This is a genomic window from Geothrix rubra (assembly GCF_030268065.1).
In the GTDB taxonomy this organism is placed as follows: domain Bacteria; phylum Acidobacteriota; class Holophagae; order Holophagales; family Holophagaceae; genus Geothrix; species Geothrix rubra.
The window spans coordinates 201,192-214,501 of the sequence record NZ_BSDD01000001.1 but is presented as its reverse complement, the minus strand read 5'-3'; the positions used below and the strand labels follow the sequence as shown (position 1 = coordinate 214,501).

Annotated in this window: 13 protein-coding genes; 10 read left to right on the top strand and 3 right to left on the bottom strand. The window is 68.6% G+C overall.

Annotated features, from left to right (window positions below; all coding sequences use genetic code 11):
- Positions 1-2: 2 nt before the first annotated feature.
- The 3 genes from QSJ33_RS00915 (at position 3) to QSJ33_RS00905 (ending at position 2,998) form a co-directional block, all read left to right on the top strand.
- Positions 3-1,007, top strand: a complete 1,005-nt coding sequence (locus QSJ33_RS00915) for a gluconeogenesis factor YvcK family protein (RefSeq protein WP_285722193.1) — start codon at positions 3-5, stop codon at positions 1,005-1,007.
- A 134-nt stretch (positions 1,008-1,141) separates the two neighbouring features.
- Positions 1,142-2,266 carry a DUF4388 domain-containing protein gene (locus tag QSJ33_RS00910; RefSeq protein ID WP_285722191.1) on the top strand — a complete coding sequence of 375 codons (1,125 nt, stop codon included), beginning with the start codon at positions 1,142-1,144 and terminating at the stop codon, positions 2,264-2,266.
- Between the two features lie 24 nt (positions 2,267-2,290).
- Complete coding sequence (locus QSJ33_RS00905) at positions 2,291-2,998, top strand: hypothetical protein (RefSeq protein ID WP_285722190.1); 708 nt, start codon at positions 2,291-2,293, stop codon at positions 2,996-2,998.
- Here QSJ33_RS00905 and truA read toward each other — a convergent pair.
- Positions 2,986-3,798, bottom strand: coding sequence for a tRNA pseudouridine(38-40) synthase TruA (gene truA / locus QSJ33_RS00900; RefSeq protein WP_285722188.1), 813 nt, complete (start codon positions 3,796-3,798; stop codon positions 2,986-2,988). The two genes, QSJ33_RS00905 and truA, sit on opposite strands and share 13 nt — an antisense overlap.
- A 330-nt stretch (positions 3,799-4,128) precedes the next feature.
- Between truA and QSJ33_RS00895 the strand changes: the two genes are divergently transcribed.
- From QSJ33_RS00895 to QSJ33_RS00865, 7 genes are all read left to right on the top strand, one after another.
- Positions 4,129-4,476 (top strand): HU family DNA-binding protein, encoded by a 348-nt coding sequence (locus QSJ33_RS00895; RefSeq protein WP_285723409.1) that lies wholly within the window; start codon positions 4,129-4,131, stop codon positions 4,474-4,476.
- A 273-nt stretch (positions 4,477-4,749) separates the two neighbouring features.
- A complete protein-coding gene (locus QSJ33_RS00890; RefSeq protein WP_285722186.1) occupies positions 4,750-5,358 on the top strand; it encodes a flagellar basal body-associated FliL family protein in 609 nt (202 codons plus the stop codon).
- A gap of 76 nt (positions 5,359-5,434) precedes the next feature.
- Positions 5,435-5,740: a FliM/FliN family flagellar motor switch protein gene (locus tag QSJ33_RS00885; protein ID WP_285722185.1), complete on the top strand. Its 306-nt coding sequence runs from the start codon at positions 5,435-5,437 to the stop codon at positions 5,738-5,740.
- A 59-nt stretch (positions 5,741-5,799) separates the two neighbouring features.
- Positions 5,800-6,618 (top strand): bifunctional hydroxymethylpyrimidine kinase/phosphomethylpyrimidine kinase, encoded by an 819-nt coding sequence (locus QSJ33_RS00880; RefSeq protein WP_285722183.1) that lies wholly within the window; start codon positions 5,800-5,802, stop codon positions 6,616-6,618.
- Positions 6,615-7,802 (top strand): hypothetical protein, encoded by a 1,188-nt coding sequence (locus QSJ33_RS00875; RefSeq protein WP_285722181.1) that lies wholly within the window; start codon positions 6,615-6,617, stop codon positions 7,800-7,802. Before QSJ33_RS00880 ends, QSJ33_RS00875 begins: the two co-directional genes overlap by 4 nt.
- 26 nt (positions 7,803-7,828) lie before the next feature.
- Positions 7,829-8,818 carry a cation diffusion facilitator family transporter gene (locus QSJ33_RS00870; RefSeq protein WP_285722180.1) on the top strand — a complete coding sequence of 330 codons (990 nt, stop codon included), beginning with the start codon at positions 7,829-7,831 and terminating at the stop codon, positions 8,816-8,818.
- 38 nt (positions 8,819-8,856) lie between these two features.
- The gene (locus tag QSJ33_RS00865) at positions 8,857-10,329 is read left to right on the top strand and encodes a helicase HerA-like domain-containing protein (protein ID WP_285722179.1); all 1,473 of its coding nucleotides are present in this window, start codon (positions 8,857-8,859) and stop codon (positions 10,327-10,329) included.
- On the opposite strand, the gene dusB is transcribed toward QSJ33_RS00865, so the two are convergent.
- Positions 10,330-11,313 carry a tRNA dihydrouridine synthase DusB gene (dusB, locus tag QSJ33_RS00860; protein WP_285722177.1) on the bottom strand — a complete coding sequence of 328 codons (984 nt, stop codon included), beginning with the start codon at positions 11,311-11,313 and terminating at the stop codon, positions 10,330-10,332.
- A gap of 154 nt (positions 11,314-11,467) precedes the next feature.
- Positions 11,468-13,099: a diguanylate cyclase domain-containing protein gene (locus QSJ33_RS00855; RefSeq protein ID WP_285722176.1), complete on the bottom strand. Its 1,632-nt coding sequence runs from the start codon at positions 13,097-13,099 to the stop codon at positions 11,468-11,470.
- Positions 13,100-13,310 lie beyond the last annotated feature (211 nt).

Here is a 13,310-nt window from a genome sequence, read left to right as displayed (position 1 = left end):
CGATGGCCGAGGAGCCGCGCCAGCCTCCCCACGCCGACCAGCCGCTCCGGGTGGTGGCCCTCGGCGGCGGAACCGGCCTCGCGGCGCTCCTGGGCGCCCTCAAGCGTGAGGCCAGCCGCGGTCGCGACCCCTGGACGCTGACGGGCATCGTCACCGTCTCCGACAACGGCGGCTCTTCCGGGCGCCTCCGGGAGGAGCTGGGCGGCATCCCCCCGGGCGACCTCCGGAATTGCCTCTCTGCCCTGACACAGGAGGCCTCGCCCCTCTCCGACCTCCTCGGCTACCGGTTCAAGGGGGACGGGAGCCTCGCGGGCCACTCGCTGGGCAACCTCATGCTCTGGGCCCTGGCGGACCTGACCGGGGACTGGGTGCGGGCCATCCGCCAGCTCTCGAACGTGCTGGTGACCGTCGGCCGCCTCTACCCCTCGACCGTGGTGCCGGTGACCCTCTGCGCCGAGGACTGGGAGGGCGTCCGGCACGTGGGTGAGACGGCGGTGGGCGCCTGCCACCCGCCCATCTCCCGCCTCTGGCTGGAGCCCCGGAGCGCCGAGCCCCTCCCCGAGGCCGTCCTGGCGCTCCTCCGGGCCGACCTGGTGATCCTGTCCCCGGGCAGCCTCTACACCTCCACGATCGCCAACCTCCTCCTCCCCGAGCTCCAGGAGGCCATCGGCTTCTCGGGAGCGCCCGTGCTCTATGTGGCCAACCTCATGACCGAGCCCGGGGAGAGCGCCGGACTGGACCTGGAGGATCACCTGGTGGCCATCTCCTCCTTCGGGAAGGTCCGGATCTCCGGGACGATCGTGAATTCCACGCCCGCCCCCGGCGACCTGGTCCAGCGCTACCGGGAGGAGGGCGGCGAGCCTCTTTCCTCCATGGCGGACCGCATCATGGGCGTGCCGATCTTTCCCTACCCGCTCCTCGACCCCGAGGCCCGGGTGGCCCGGCATCATCCGGATCTCCTCAACCGGGCGATCCGGGAGGTCATCCCCCGGCTCCCCGTGGGCTGATTCCGCCCCGCCCCCTGTTGGCGGCGCCCGTCCCTGCCGATAGGAACAGGGAAGGCAGGGGCTTGTAGATCTTTCGTTCTATGTTTTTTTCACCAACAATGCGGATACCCTAGGACGGCTGAGGAGGGCGGCTTTTGGCGCTGAGCGGCGATCTGGCGACGATGGGGCTGGAGGACATCTTCCAGTGGCTCGCCGTCGGCAAGAAGACCGGCGTCCTGGAGCTGCGCGGCCCCCTGCACACCAAGCGGGTGGCCTTCCACGAGGGGCGCATCACCAGCATCTGGTCCTCCGATCCGAGGGAGTACCTCGGCCAGTACCTGCTCGCCTTCAACCGCATCACCGAGGAGCAGCTGCGCGACGCGCTGGCCGCCCAGGAGGACGAGCAGCAGCTGCTGGGCCGCATCCTCGTGAACCGCCAGCTCGTGACCGAGGCCGAGATCCGCCGCATCGTCCAGCTGAAGGTGGAGGAGAGCATCTACGACACCTTCCTCTGGAACGTCGGCAGCTTCGAGTTCCACGACGGCGCCCCCTCCCACCAGAAGTCCATGCTCCTGAGCCTCGATGTGACGGGCATCGTCCTCGAGGGCGCGCGGCGGCTGGACGACTGGAAGCGCATCCGGAAGGTCGTGAAGGGCGGCGACGCCGTCCTGGCGCCCATCCCCGAGGCCATCGCTGAACGCCTGCCCCTGGCGCCCGAGGACGCGGACGTCCTCTCCCGCCTCGACGGCACCAAGCGCGTGGACCAGCTCGTGCTGGACATGCGGATGCCCGAGTACAAGGTCAACAAGCTGCTCTTCGACCTGCACGAGAAGGGCCTGGTGCGCATCATCTCCTCCGGCGGGAACCTGGGCGAGAATCCCAGCCTCCAGCTGCAGCGGGCCCGCGCCCTCGTGGAGAAGCAGAAGCTCCAGGAGGCCCAGGAGGAGCTCCGGCGCATCCTCCAGGACCAGCCGCGGCACCAGGACGCCAGCAAGATGATGACCATGGTCCAGGACATGCTCGAGGAGAAGGCCCTCGACCAGGAGCTGATCCCCGAGCTGGCCGTGAGTCTGGACGAGCTGATGACCACCAGCCTCGGCCCCAACGAGGCCTTCCTCGCCACGCGGGTGAACGGCCTCTGGTCCATCAAGGACATCCTCTCCATCGCGCCCTTCGAGCAGGGGGAGTGCCTGTCCATCTTCACCAAGCTCATCAAGCGTGGGATTCTCAAGGTGTCCAAACCAGCCCAGGGAGGCGACCAGCCCGGCGCCGCGCGCTAGGCCCTCCCGGCTTCCGGAGGTGTCATGCGCGTGCCCCTCGCCCTGCTGATGATCGCCACGCCCCTCGCGGCCGCCAAGCGCCCGACCGTGGCCCAGCTCCAGATCCAGGTGAAGAAGCTCACCGAGGAGCGGGATTCCCTCAAGCAGCGCCTGGCCGCCACCGACAGCCTCCAGCAGGACCTGGTCGCGGCCCAGCAGGCCCGGGACCAGGCGAAGGCCGACGCCGACGCCGCCCGGAAGGAGGTGGAGCAGCTCAAGGCCAACCTCAAGGCCAACGCGAGCGGCGGGGACACCCTGCTCAAGGACCTGGAGGCGGCCCGCAAGGAGGCCGAGGCTTCCCGGGAGGAACTGGCCAAGGTGAAGGCTGAGAATGCCGAGCTGCGCCAGCAGGTCGCCGCCGCGCCCAGGGAGGGGGACCTCGTCATGCTCACCCGGGATGTGCAGCCCGCACGTCCCCTGAACCTCAACCGCGCCACGCCTCACATCAAGGCCTCCGGCTTCTTCGCCAGCCGACCCACCGGCGTGGTGGTGGTGAACGTCCTCGTCAGCGAGAAGGGGGAGGTGCTCGACGCCCGGCTGCTCCAGGGCCTCCCCGGCGATTCCCCGGACGCGAAGGCCGCGAACGAGGCCTGCGTGCAGTCCGCCAAGAACCTCGTCTTCGATCCCGCCACCTCGAAGGACGGGAACACCCGCTTCAAGGTCTGGCAGGGCGTGGGCTTCTACCTCGACTGATCAGGCCCCGGCGCCCGCTCCCCGAAGGGGCTCGGCTCGCCGATGCCCCAGCGGGCCTCGAACCACACGTGATCCAGGCAGAGGCCCTCGGGCGGCGCGGTGGGACCCGCCGCGGCCCTGTCCCGGGCCGCGAGCATGGCCGGAATCGAGCCGGCGGTACGCCGCCCGCGGCCGATGTCCACCAGGGTACCGGTCATGATGCGCACCTGATGCATGAGGAACCGGTCCCCCTCGAAGACCAGGTCGAGGCCCCCCTCCACGGGCCGGATCCGGAAGGCGTGGAGGGTCCGCACGGGTGTCCGGGCCACGCACTCGACGCAGCGGAAGCTGGAGAAGTCATGGGTGCCCAGGAGACCCTGGGCGGCCGCCTCCATGGCCCCGGCATCCAGGGGCTCCGCCCCGCGGACGTGCCAGAGGAGGCCGTGCCGGAGGGGATCCCTGGCGGGCCCGGTGCCCAGCCGGTAGACGTAGCGCTTGGCCACGGCGTGCTGGCGCGGGAAGAACCCCTCCGGAGCCGCCTGGGCCGCCATCACGCGCAGGTCCCAGGGCAGGTGGGCGTTCAGGGCCGCCAGCAGCCGATAGGGCTCCCAGGAACGCGAGACCTGGACCAGCACGCCCTGGGCCCGGGCATGGACCCCCGCGTCCGTGCGGCCCGTGCCCTGGGGCATCGGTGCGTCCGGGTCCAGGGCCCGCAGGGCCTTCCATAGTTCGCCCTGGCCGCTGCGGAGGACCGACTGGATCTGCCATCCGTGGAAGCCCCCGCCGGCATAGGCCACGGTGAGGAAGTAGGGGTGCGCCATGCCTCCATCATAGGGGCGCAGAGCCTGGCGGCGCCGATCCCCGGGGAACCTGGATCCGCGGGCAGGTCGGCTCCGCGCAGGCCCGTTCTACGGACATTTGCGAGATACGTGAGACTTACAACCGAGCATCCGAGGCGATCCGGATGTTCCATGAATCGTGAAACCAGCCCAGACAGCCGATCCGCGATTTTTTTTTGAAGAAAAGCCTTGACCCCACTACATCCCAGGCGTAGCTTCTTGGCAGTTTAGGCAACATCAAGGATTCATGGGCCTTTCCGGGCCATCGAGTCTTGAAAATCGAGTCAATACGGTCGTCTCGCTTCCGAGCCGATCCGCTTTTCCTCAACCCGGGGACACAGTTCCCCAAATTCGGAGGTTTCCATGAACAAGGCTGAACTGGTCAGCGCCGTCGCCGAAAAGGCCGGTATCACCAAGGCCCAGGCGGCTGCCGCCCTGGATCAGGTGCTGGGAAGCATCTCCTCGGCCATGCGCGCTGGCGACAAGGTCACCCTCGTCGGCTTCGGCACCTTCTCCGTGGTGAGCCGCGGCGCCCGCACCGGCCGCAACCCCCGCGACAACAAGCCCATCAAGATCGCCGCCAAGAAGGTCGCGAAGTTCAAGCCCGGCAAGAAGCTCGCTGACGAAGTCAACGGCAAGGGCGGCAAGAAGCGCAAGTAGCCTGATCCTGCGCGGCAGGCCGCCGCGCACAGGTTCCAACGGGGCCCGTTCCAACGGGCCCCGTTTTCTATCAATTATTCTTTTTTGAGTTCTATTCCTGCACCTGCTGACCGGCTCCCTGAAGACGAGGATCCCTAGCTTTGGGCACGAAGGCCTCCCGAAAATCCCGCCGGACCTGGATCCTTGTCCCTCCGGAGCCCTTCCCGCCTCTGGTGCCCACTATTCAGGACCGGAGGCCCCCCTCCCGATGGGAAGGACATCCGAGAGGAACCGATGGCCGACGAACAAGACGCCTCCCCCAAGAAGAAGCTCCCGCTCAAGCTGATCCTCATGGTCCTGGTGGGCCTCGCCGTCGCCGGGGGCGGGGGCTTCGGCGTCCGCCTCCTCCTGAAGAAGCGCGCCGCCGCCAAGGCCATGGCAGCCGTCCAGCAGGCCCCGGGGGCCGATGCCGCGGCCAATGACGACGGGGACTGCGGCGGCGAGGCCGCCGGCGGAGGTGAGGGTGAAGGGGCCAGCGGACCGCCCGTCATGGTCCTGACGCGCAACGTGAACCTCTCCGGCCCGCGCCTGAATGCGTTCCTCCACTGCGAGCTGAACATCCTCTTCTGCGACGCCGAACTGGGCAAACTGGCCGCCAGCGACAAGGCGTCGCCGGAGCGGAGCGAGATCCAAGCGATCGTCCTGGACGCCCTCACGGGCAAGAGCGTGGAGGAGGCCTCGGACCCCGAATTCCGGGAGTCCCTGCGGCGGGACATCAAGGACAAGCTGAACGAGCAGTTCGGCCCCAAGCCCCTGAAGCCCGGCGAGGACCCGCCGAAGCACAAGAAGCCCAAGCGCCCCATCAAGGACGTGCTCATCGTGGACTGGGCCATCCAGCAGTAGGGGATCGCCGCGATGGCATGCCCGTTGCGGCCTCCCCACCCGTAGTCCATGCTTTGACAGGACCCACAGGAGAGCCATGGCCAAGCGGGTGGATCGGATGGAAGGCGAGCGCGTGCTCAGCTTCGAGCAGGTGGTGGCGGAGCTCATGCCCTTCATCGACACGCCCCTCCGGCTGGAGATCCAGCTGGGGCAGACCCGCATGACCATCCGCGAGCTGCTGGACCTGGAACCCGGCTCGCTGGTCGAGCTCAAGAAGAGCGCCGGCGAGCCCATGGACGTCCTCTGCAAGGACCGCGTCCTCCTCCACGGCGAGGTCACGGTCCTCGAGGACAGCCTGGGCCTCCGCGTCACCGAGGTGGTGGACCCCGACCGGAAGGTCTGATCCACCGGGCACCTGCAGGTAGGGCGCCGGCTCCGCCTGTGGCATCCTGGGAATTCGCCATGGATCCGGTCGCGCCCGCAGTTCCGCCCATCGCCCTCTGCCTGGGGGGCATGGATCCGTCCGGCGGCGCGGGGATCCTCCGGGATGCGCTCACCGTGGCGGCGCTCGGCTGCCATCCCATGACCGTGAGCCTGGCGGAAACGCTGCAGAACGGCATCGGATGCAGCCGCATCGAACCGCCGTCCATGGACCCCGTCCTGCGCCTGGAGTGCCTGGCCCTCCACCTGGCCGGCCGCTGGGGCGTGAAGCTGGGCCTCTGCGCCCTGGAGCCCGCCCAATTCCATCGCCTGAGCGCGGCCCTGGCCCACCTCGCCCCGCCCGTGCGCATCTGGGATCCCATCCTGGCCCCCTCGACCGGCGTGGGCCTCCACGACGGGGGGGACCTGCGACGGATGGCCGAGGCCCTCCTGCCCATGGGCGGCTGGGTGGTGAGCCCCAACCGCGGGGAGGCCGCCGCCTTCGCGGGCCTTCCCCCCGAGGCCATCCAGGCGGCGGAGGTCGATGGCCTGGCCCGTCCCTGGCTGGAGGCCGGAGCCGCCGCCGTCTGGCTCAAGGGGGGCCATGCGGAGGGGGACCAGGTCCAGGACTTCTGGATCACAGCCGGGGGCATCGAAGCCCTGGAGCCCTCCCCCCGGCTCCCCGGTGCCCGGCGCGGAACCGGCTGCACCCTGGCCTCGGCCTGGCTGGGCCTGCGCCTGCAGGGCCTGGGCCCGCAGGCCGCCGCCGTGGAATCGGCCCGCCGCCTGCGGGACCGCTGGGACCGGGCCTGGGTCCCAGGTGGGGCGGGACGTCCCGTGTTCGCCCCGGAGGCCCCGTGATCCTCCACGAAGGCCCTGGCTACCTGATCCGCAGCGCCCCGGACAGCCCCTGGGCCGGCTGGTGCGGATCCCGGTTCCTGGAGGAGGGGCTCGCCTCGGTGAATGCGGCCCCTGGCCGGGCCCTGGCCCGCCTCATGCGCCTGGCCGCCCTGCTGCCCGGAGGCTTCGGACTGGTCTGGGACCACCCGCCGGCGTGGATGGAGGCCCTCCAGCCCGAGGCCCGCCAGGGCTGGTGGGAGGCCATCTCCGCCATTCCGGGCCTGACCCTGCACCTCGACGCCGGAGCCGCCCTGCAGGTGCCGGGGGGGGCCTTCCGCGCCTGGCTCCACGGCCCGGAGCCGCCCGCCGGTCCCCTGGGAGAACGCTGGCGCCAGGGCACCCTCGGCTGGGTGCCCCGCCCCTCCGGCCCCTGGAGCCTCCCCGACCTGGGGCCCGTCGCCGGCGGCGAGGAGGTTCCCCCCGGCTGGCTCTGGGGCGAGGTGGTCCTGCCCGTTGGCGCCCTGGGATCCATCGGGTCGGGCGAAGCGCTCGTGACGGCCATGGCCGAAGCCCAGGGCGCAGCCGAGCGGGGCCTGGCCCAGCGCCTTGCTGCCGGGGCCTGGGCCGACCTCCCGTTCCTCCGCCGATCCGTGGGCTGGCGCCTGGCCCTCACGGGCGGCGCCGAGTTCCAGCGGGCCAGCGGCACCTGGAAGGCGGCCTTCGGCCAGGTGAGGGCCCTCGCGGCCCTGCTCCAGGAGCGCCTGCGGACGCCCATCCATCCCGGGGCCTCCGTGGACATGCAGGCTGCCGCCCTCCTGGGCCGCCAGGCCCTCCGGGAAGGCCTGCCCTGGCGCTCCAGCCTGCCCCTGCCCCCCGCTCCCGGCTGCTTCAGCCCGGGCCTGGCCGCGGATCCCCGGGATCCGGTCCCCCTCGAGGGGCGGGCCCTCCAGCCGACGGACTGGACCGGGACCCTGGACCACCCCCCGGTGGTCCTGCTCCGGGTGCCCGCCGTGCCCCCGGAGGCTGGGGCCCTGGCCCTGCTGGCCGGCCTCCATCCCGCCCCGGCCGTCCGCTGGCTGCCGCCGGACCTGGCGCCGCCGGGCCCCTTCGACCCGGACCGGCCCTGGGCGGCTTCCGCAACCTTCCCCTTCCCTGCCGACCCCGGCAACGGTCAGCAGCGTGGGCTCTTCGAAGGCCTCGACTGATACGCTGGAAGGCTGCAGGAGCCGCCATGTCCACGGAGCACGCCGAGCAGAAAGCCAGGGTACGGGTCGCGCTGCTGTCCATCTGCGCGGGCGTGGTGGTGCTGGGACTGAAGTACGTCGCCTACGTCGTCTCGGGCTCCGTCGCCCTGCGTTCGGACGCCATCGAGAGCATCGTGAACGTGGTGGCCGCCCTCTTCGCCATGGGCGCGGTGATGTTCGCCGGCAAGCCCGCGGACCGGGAGCATCCCTACGGCCACGGCAAGATCGAGCACTTCAGCGCGGCCTTCGAGGGCGGCCTCATCGCCCTGGCGGCGGCCTTCATCCTCATCGAGGCCACCCACGCCCTCATCTTCGGCGTTCAGCTGAAGAACCTGGGCCGCGGCCTCGCCATCAACCTGTTCGCGGGGTTCCTCAACGGCCTCCTGGGCTGGTACCTGCTCCACAAGGGGCGCGCCACCCGCTCCAAGGCCCTGGAGGCGGACGGCCACCACATCCTGTCGGACTTCTGGACGACGGTGGGCATCGCCACCGGCCTGTTTGCCGTCAAGCTCACGGGGATCCACTGGATGGATCCGGTCATGGCCATGGTGGTCGGCCTGCTCCTGGCCCGGACGGGCTTCAAGCTGGTGGCCGAGTCCTCCCGGGCCCTGCTGGATTCAGAGGATCCCGAGGTGGTGGACCGGATCCTGGCCGCCATGAACCGTGTGCGCTCCTGGGATGTCATCGCCGTCCACGAGATGCGCACCTTCCGCTCGGGCCGCTACACCCACGTGGATGCCCACCTGGTGGTGCCCGAGTTCTATTCCATCCGCCAGGCCCACGACCTCTGCGAAGGCTTCAGCGTCCGGGCCCTCCGGGAGGCCGGCGTGGAAGGCGAGGTGCATACGCACGTGGATCCCTGTGGGCGCCTCTATTGCGACCGCTGCCCCGCCGAGCCCTGCGGCATCCGCCGGGCACCCCGCACCGCGCCCAATGCCTTCACCCTGGAGGAGGCCACGGCCGCGGGACCCGCCTGAGGTCCGCTACACTCGTCCCCGTCACCTCCGAGGCCCCCATGTCCCAGCCCCAGCTGCTCGCCCGAGGTTCATCCGACCTGGTGCTGCTGCCCCGCATGGCCAACCGGCACGGCCTCGTGGCCGGGGCCACCGGCACGGGCAAGACCGTGACCCTCCGCGTGATGGCCGAGCGCTTCTCCGCCATCGGGGTCCCGGTCTTCATGGCCGACGTGAAGGGCGATCTGCCCGGGATCTGCAAGGCCGGCGGCGACAGCCCGAAGGTGGCCGAGCGCGTGGCGCAGATGAAGCTCGAGGATTTCGAATACGCGGGCTGCCCTGTGGCCTTCTGGGATCTTTACGGGCAGCAGGGGCATCCGGTCCGCACCACCGTCAGCGACATGGGGCCGCTCCTCCTTTCCCGGCTGCTGAACCTGAATGACACCCAGGAAGGCGTGCTGAACCTCGTGTTCAAGGTCGCCGACGACAACGGCCTGCTGCTGCTGGACCTCAAGGACCTGCGGAGCATGCTCCAGTTCGCCGGGGACCATGCCGCCGAGTACAAGACCCAGTACGGCAACGTCTCCGCCGCCAGCATCGGCGCCATCCAGCGCGGGCTGCTGGAGCTGGAGAGCCAGGGCGGGGAGGCCTTCTTCGGCGAGCCGGCCCTCGACCTCGACGACCTGCTGCAGACCGACCCGAAGGGCCGCGGCGTCATCAACATCCTGGCGGCGGACAGGCTCATCAACGCCCCCAAGCTCTACGCGACCTTCCTGCTGTGGCTGCTGTCGGAGCTGTTCGAGCGGTTGCCCGAGGTGGGCGATCCCGAGAAACCCAAGCTGGCCTTCTTCTTCGACGAGGCCCACCTGCTCTTCAACGATGCCCCGGACGCCCTGCTGGACAAGATCGAACAGGTGGTGAGGCTGGTGCGCTCCAAGGGCGTGGGCGTGTATTTCGTCACCCAGAATCCCCTCGACGTCCCCGAGAAGGTGCTGGGGCAGCTTGGCAACCGCGTCCAGCACGCCCTCCGCGCCTTCACGCCCCGCGACCAGAAGGCCGTGAAGGCGGCCGCCGAGACCTTCCGCGCCAATCCGGACCTCGACGTGGCTGCGGCCATCACCGAGCTGGCCGTGGGCGAGGCCCTGATCTCCCTCCTGGACGAGAAGGGCCGCCCGGGCGTCGTGGAGCGGGCCCTGGTGTGCCCGCCCCAGAGCCAGCTCACCCCCATCACCCCCGAAGAGCGGCAGCAGATCATCCGGGCCTCGCTGCTCTCCGGCCACTACGAGCAGGCCGTGGACCGGGAGAGCGCCTTCGAGATCCTCAAGGTCCGCGCCGAGCAGGCCATGCAGCAGGAGGCGGCCGAGGCCCAGGCCACGACGGAGGCGAAAACCTCCCGCGAACCCGCCCGCCGCTCGGACACCCTCATCGAATCCTTCGGCAAGAGCGTGGCCCGCGCCGCGGGCAGCGCCATCGGCCGGCAGATCATCCGCGGCGTCCTGGGCTCCCTCTTCGGCGGCGGCGGCCGGCGCCGCTGATCAGGCCGCGCCCTGGTGCCTCAGGGCGTCGATGGCGGCCATGAGGGCCTGGGGATCGCTGGCGGCGTGCAGGTTCTGGCGGAAGCCGTGGCCGCCGGGCACGCCCTTGGTGAACCAGGCGCCGATCTTCTTGATCTTGTGCAGGGCCTCCCGGGGCTCCAGGAGGTCCAGCAGGATCTGGAACAGACGCAGGGTGGCGTCGATGCGCATCTCCGTGCTCACCACGAGGTCGGGATCAAGGACCTGCCGGAAGATGAAGGGGTTGTAGAGGGCGCCGCGCCCGATCATCACGGCCGCGCAGCCCGTCTCCTCGGCCATGCGGAAGGCGTCGGCAGCGACATTGACATCCCCGTTGCCGATGATCGGGTACGAGGTGCCCGCCTCCACCGCCCGGGCGATGATGCTCCAGTCCGCATGCCCCTCGTACTGCTGGGCTCGGGTGCGCGGATGGATGGCCAGGGCCTGCACGCCCGCGGCCTCGAACATGCGCAGGAAATCGAGGAACTCGCCCCGCTCCTTCTGGGAGGCGTCCCAGCCCGCCCGCATCTTCACGGTGACGGGCACCTTCACCGCCTTCACCATGGCCGTGACGCAGCGCTCCGCCAGTCGGATGTCCTTCAGCAGCGCCGAGCCCGCGCCGCCCCGGGTGACGTTACTGGCGGGACAGCCCATGTTCAGGTCCACCAGGTCCGCACCCGCGGCCTCGCAGAGCTGCGCGCCCTCGGCCAGTGCCTCCGGGCGTCCGCCGGAGATCTGCATGGAGAGCGGCCGTTCGCCCGTGGCGGCCATCATCTTCTCGGCCTTCACCGCATGCCGGATCAGCGCCTCGCTGCTGATCATCTCCGACACCACCAGCCCCACGCCGCCGATCTCGCGGATGAATTTCCGGAAGGGCTGGTCGGTGATCTCGTGCAGCGGGGCCATGACGAGGCGGTTGGGCACCTCGACATCGCGGATCTGGAAGGGGCTGTGGGGAAAGGTCACGGTTGCGCTCGCATGCGACCTTCCAGTTTAGCCGCTGCCCTGAATTCGGCCTGAGGCCAAATGCTGAACATGGGGGGCTGGCGGCTCCAGGCTCAGGACAATGGCGGGGGAACCCCAGGTTTTCCCTTCCAGCAGCCGGAGCCGGAGGGGAGGGCTAGGCGGAACCCGTGGCCTGCTGGAAGAAACGATAGGTATTCCGGCCGCCATCCTTGGCGGCATACATGGCCGCGTCGGCACGTTCGATCAATTCATCGGGGGTACTCCCGTCCCGAGGGAACATGGCGATGCCGATGGAGGTCCCGATCTGGGCCGCCTTGCCGCGAAACTCCATGGGCTCCTGGATGACGGTGAGGACCCGACCGGCGACATGGGCGACCTCATCTTCGTTTGCAGGGTTGTCGAGCAGAATGACGAACTCGTCGCCGCCCAACCGCGAGACGGTGTCCGACTGCCGCACCTGGGCCAGGAGTTTCTGCGACACCATTCTCAGCAAGTCATCGCCGACCTCATGTCCGAGGGTGTCATTCACACCTTTGAATCGATCAAGATCGAGGAACATCACAGCCAAGCGGCTCCCTTCCCGCTCGGCTTTGGCAATCTGGTGGTCAAGCCGGTCCATCAGCAAGGAGCGGTTGGGCAAGTCAGTCAAAGCATCATGGAACGCCAAATGTTTTATTCTCTCGTCGTTGTAACGGGATTTCGTGATGTCGTTGAAGACGGAAACATACTGGATCGGCTCGCCCATGGAGCCGTGAATTTTGGTGATGGTCAGCCATTCCAGGTAGACTTCACCATCCTTGCGACGGTTCCAAATTTCCCCCTGCCAATGGCCTGTGGCATCGATATCACGCCACATCGCGGCATAGAAGGCCTGGTCGTGGTGCTTGGATTTGAGCATTCGCGGCGTCTTCCCGATGGCCTCCTCTGCGCCATAGCCTGTGATATGGGTGAAGGCCGGATTGACGGAGAGGATGACCAGGTCGGCATCCGTGACAAGGATCCCTTCGACGGTGTTGTGAAAGACACTGGCGGCCAGTTGAAGCTTGGCTTCCGCTTCCTTCAGCAGCGTCACCTCGCTCACCAGGACGAAAAATCCTGCGACTTCACCGTTGGCCTTGATATCCGGGACATAGTTGGCCAACGTATGAGCAATACTTCCGTCGACCTTGGTGAGGGTTCGCTCGAATTGCTGCATTTCACCCTTCAGGGCACCACGAATGTAGGGCTCATTCAGGGAGAACAGGCGCTTTCCCATCAATTCCTGTATGGACGTTCCGATCATGGCCTCCGGCGCCTTCCCGAACCAATCCAGGAACGAATGGTTGGCGAAACGGCAGCGCAGATCCTTGTCCCAATAGGCGATAAGCCCGGGCAGGGAGTTCGCGATGGTTTTGAGGAAGTGCTCGCTCTCGGCGAGAGCCTGGGTCGACTTGATCGATTCCGCCCTGGCGCGCCGCGTCGCTTCGGTCATTTTAGAAACGATCGTTCCAACAACAACGAAAACGACCAGGCGAAGGTAGTCGGTGGAACCTGTGATGAACGGCTGCGCGACCAGGAGCGGCCAACAGAAGAGGACCGTCACACAGGACAGCGCCGTGGCCAACAACCCAGCGGTAAGGCCTCCATAGATGGCCGCGACCACCACTGCCGGGTAGAAGGTGGCCCACGCGAGGTCAGTACCTTCATGCCGCAACGGCCAAATCCTAAGCAGGGCGGCCAACACCACAAGAACCAGAGGGAGGCCATATCGCAGCAACAGGTGGCGCAACCTCGGAGGTGGGTTCATGTCCTCTGCCAATTCCAAAAGGCCCAAGAAAAACCGGGAGCGCTCCCATTCAATCCCAGACCAGGGGGGCTGGGCCCGAATACCGGATTTCTCCGAATGGGCTCAACGCTTAAGCCATTCATCGGCCAGAACCAGAAGGCTCTTGAAATCAAACCGGACAGCGTTCCCCTGGACGCTACCCATCAGAGGCTGGATTGCAGCGCCCAGGGTG

What these genes read in the sequence shown, in the direction of transcription:
- QSJ33_RS00915 (WP_285722193.1), top strand. Translation starts at nt 3, where the DNA reads ATGGCCGAGGAGCCGCGCCAGCCTCCCCACGCCGACCAGCCGCTCCGG.
- QSJ33_RS00905 (WP_285722190.1), top strand. Translation starts at nt 2,291, where the DNA reads ATGCGCGTGCCCCTCGCCCTGCTGATGATCGCCACGCCCCTCGCGGCC.
- truA (WP_285722188.1), bottom strand. Translation starts at nt 3,798, where the DNA reads ATGGCGCACCCCTACTTCCTCACCGTGGCCTATGCCGGCGGGGGCTTC.
- QSJ33_RS00890 (WP_285722186.1), top strand. Translation starts at nt 4,750, where the DNA reads ATGGCCGACGAACAAGACGCCTCCCCCAAGAAGAAGCTCCCGCTCAAG.
- QSJ33_RS00885 (WP_285722185.1), top strand. Translation starts at nt 5,435, where the DNA reads ATGGCCAAGCGGGTGGATCGGATGGAAGGCGAGCGCGTGCTCAGCTTC.
- QSJ33_RS00880 (WP_285722183.1), top strand. Translation starts at nt 5,800, where the DNA reads ATGGATCCGGTCGCGCCCGCAGTTCCGCCCATCGCCCTCTGCCTGGGG.
- QSJ33_RS00870 (WP_285722180.1), top strand. Translation starts at nt 7,829, where the DNA reads ATGTCCACGGAGCACGCCGAGCAGAAAGCCAGGGTACGGGTCGCGCTG.
- QSJ33_RS00865 (WP_285722179.1), top strand. Translation starts at nt 8,857, where the DNA reads ATGTCCCAGCCCCAGCTGCTCGCCCGAGGTTCATCCGACCTGGTGCTG.
- QSJ33_RS00855 (WP_285722176.1), bottom strand. Translation starts at nt 13,099, where the DNA reads ATGAACCCACCTCCGAGGTTGCGCCACCTGTTGCTGCGATATGGCCTC.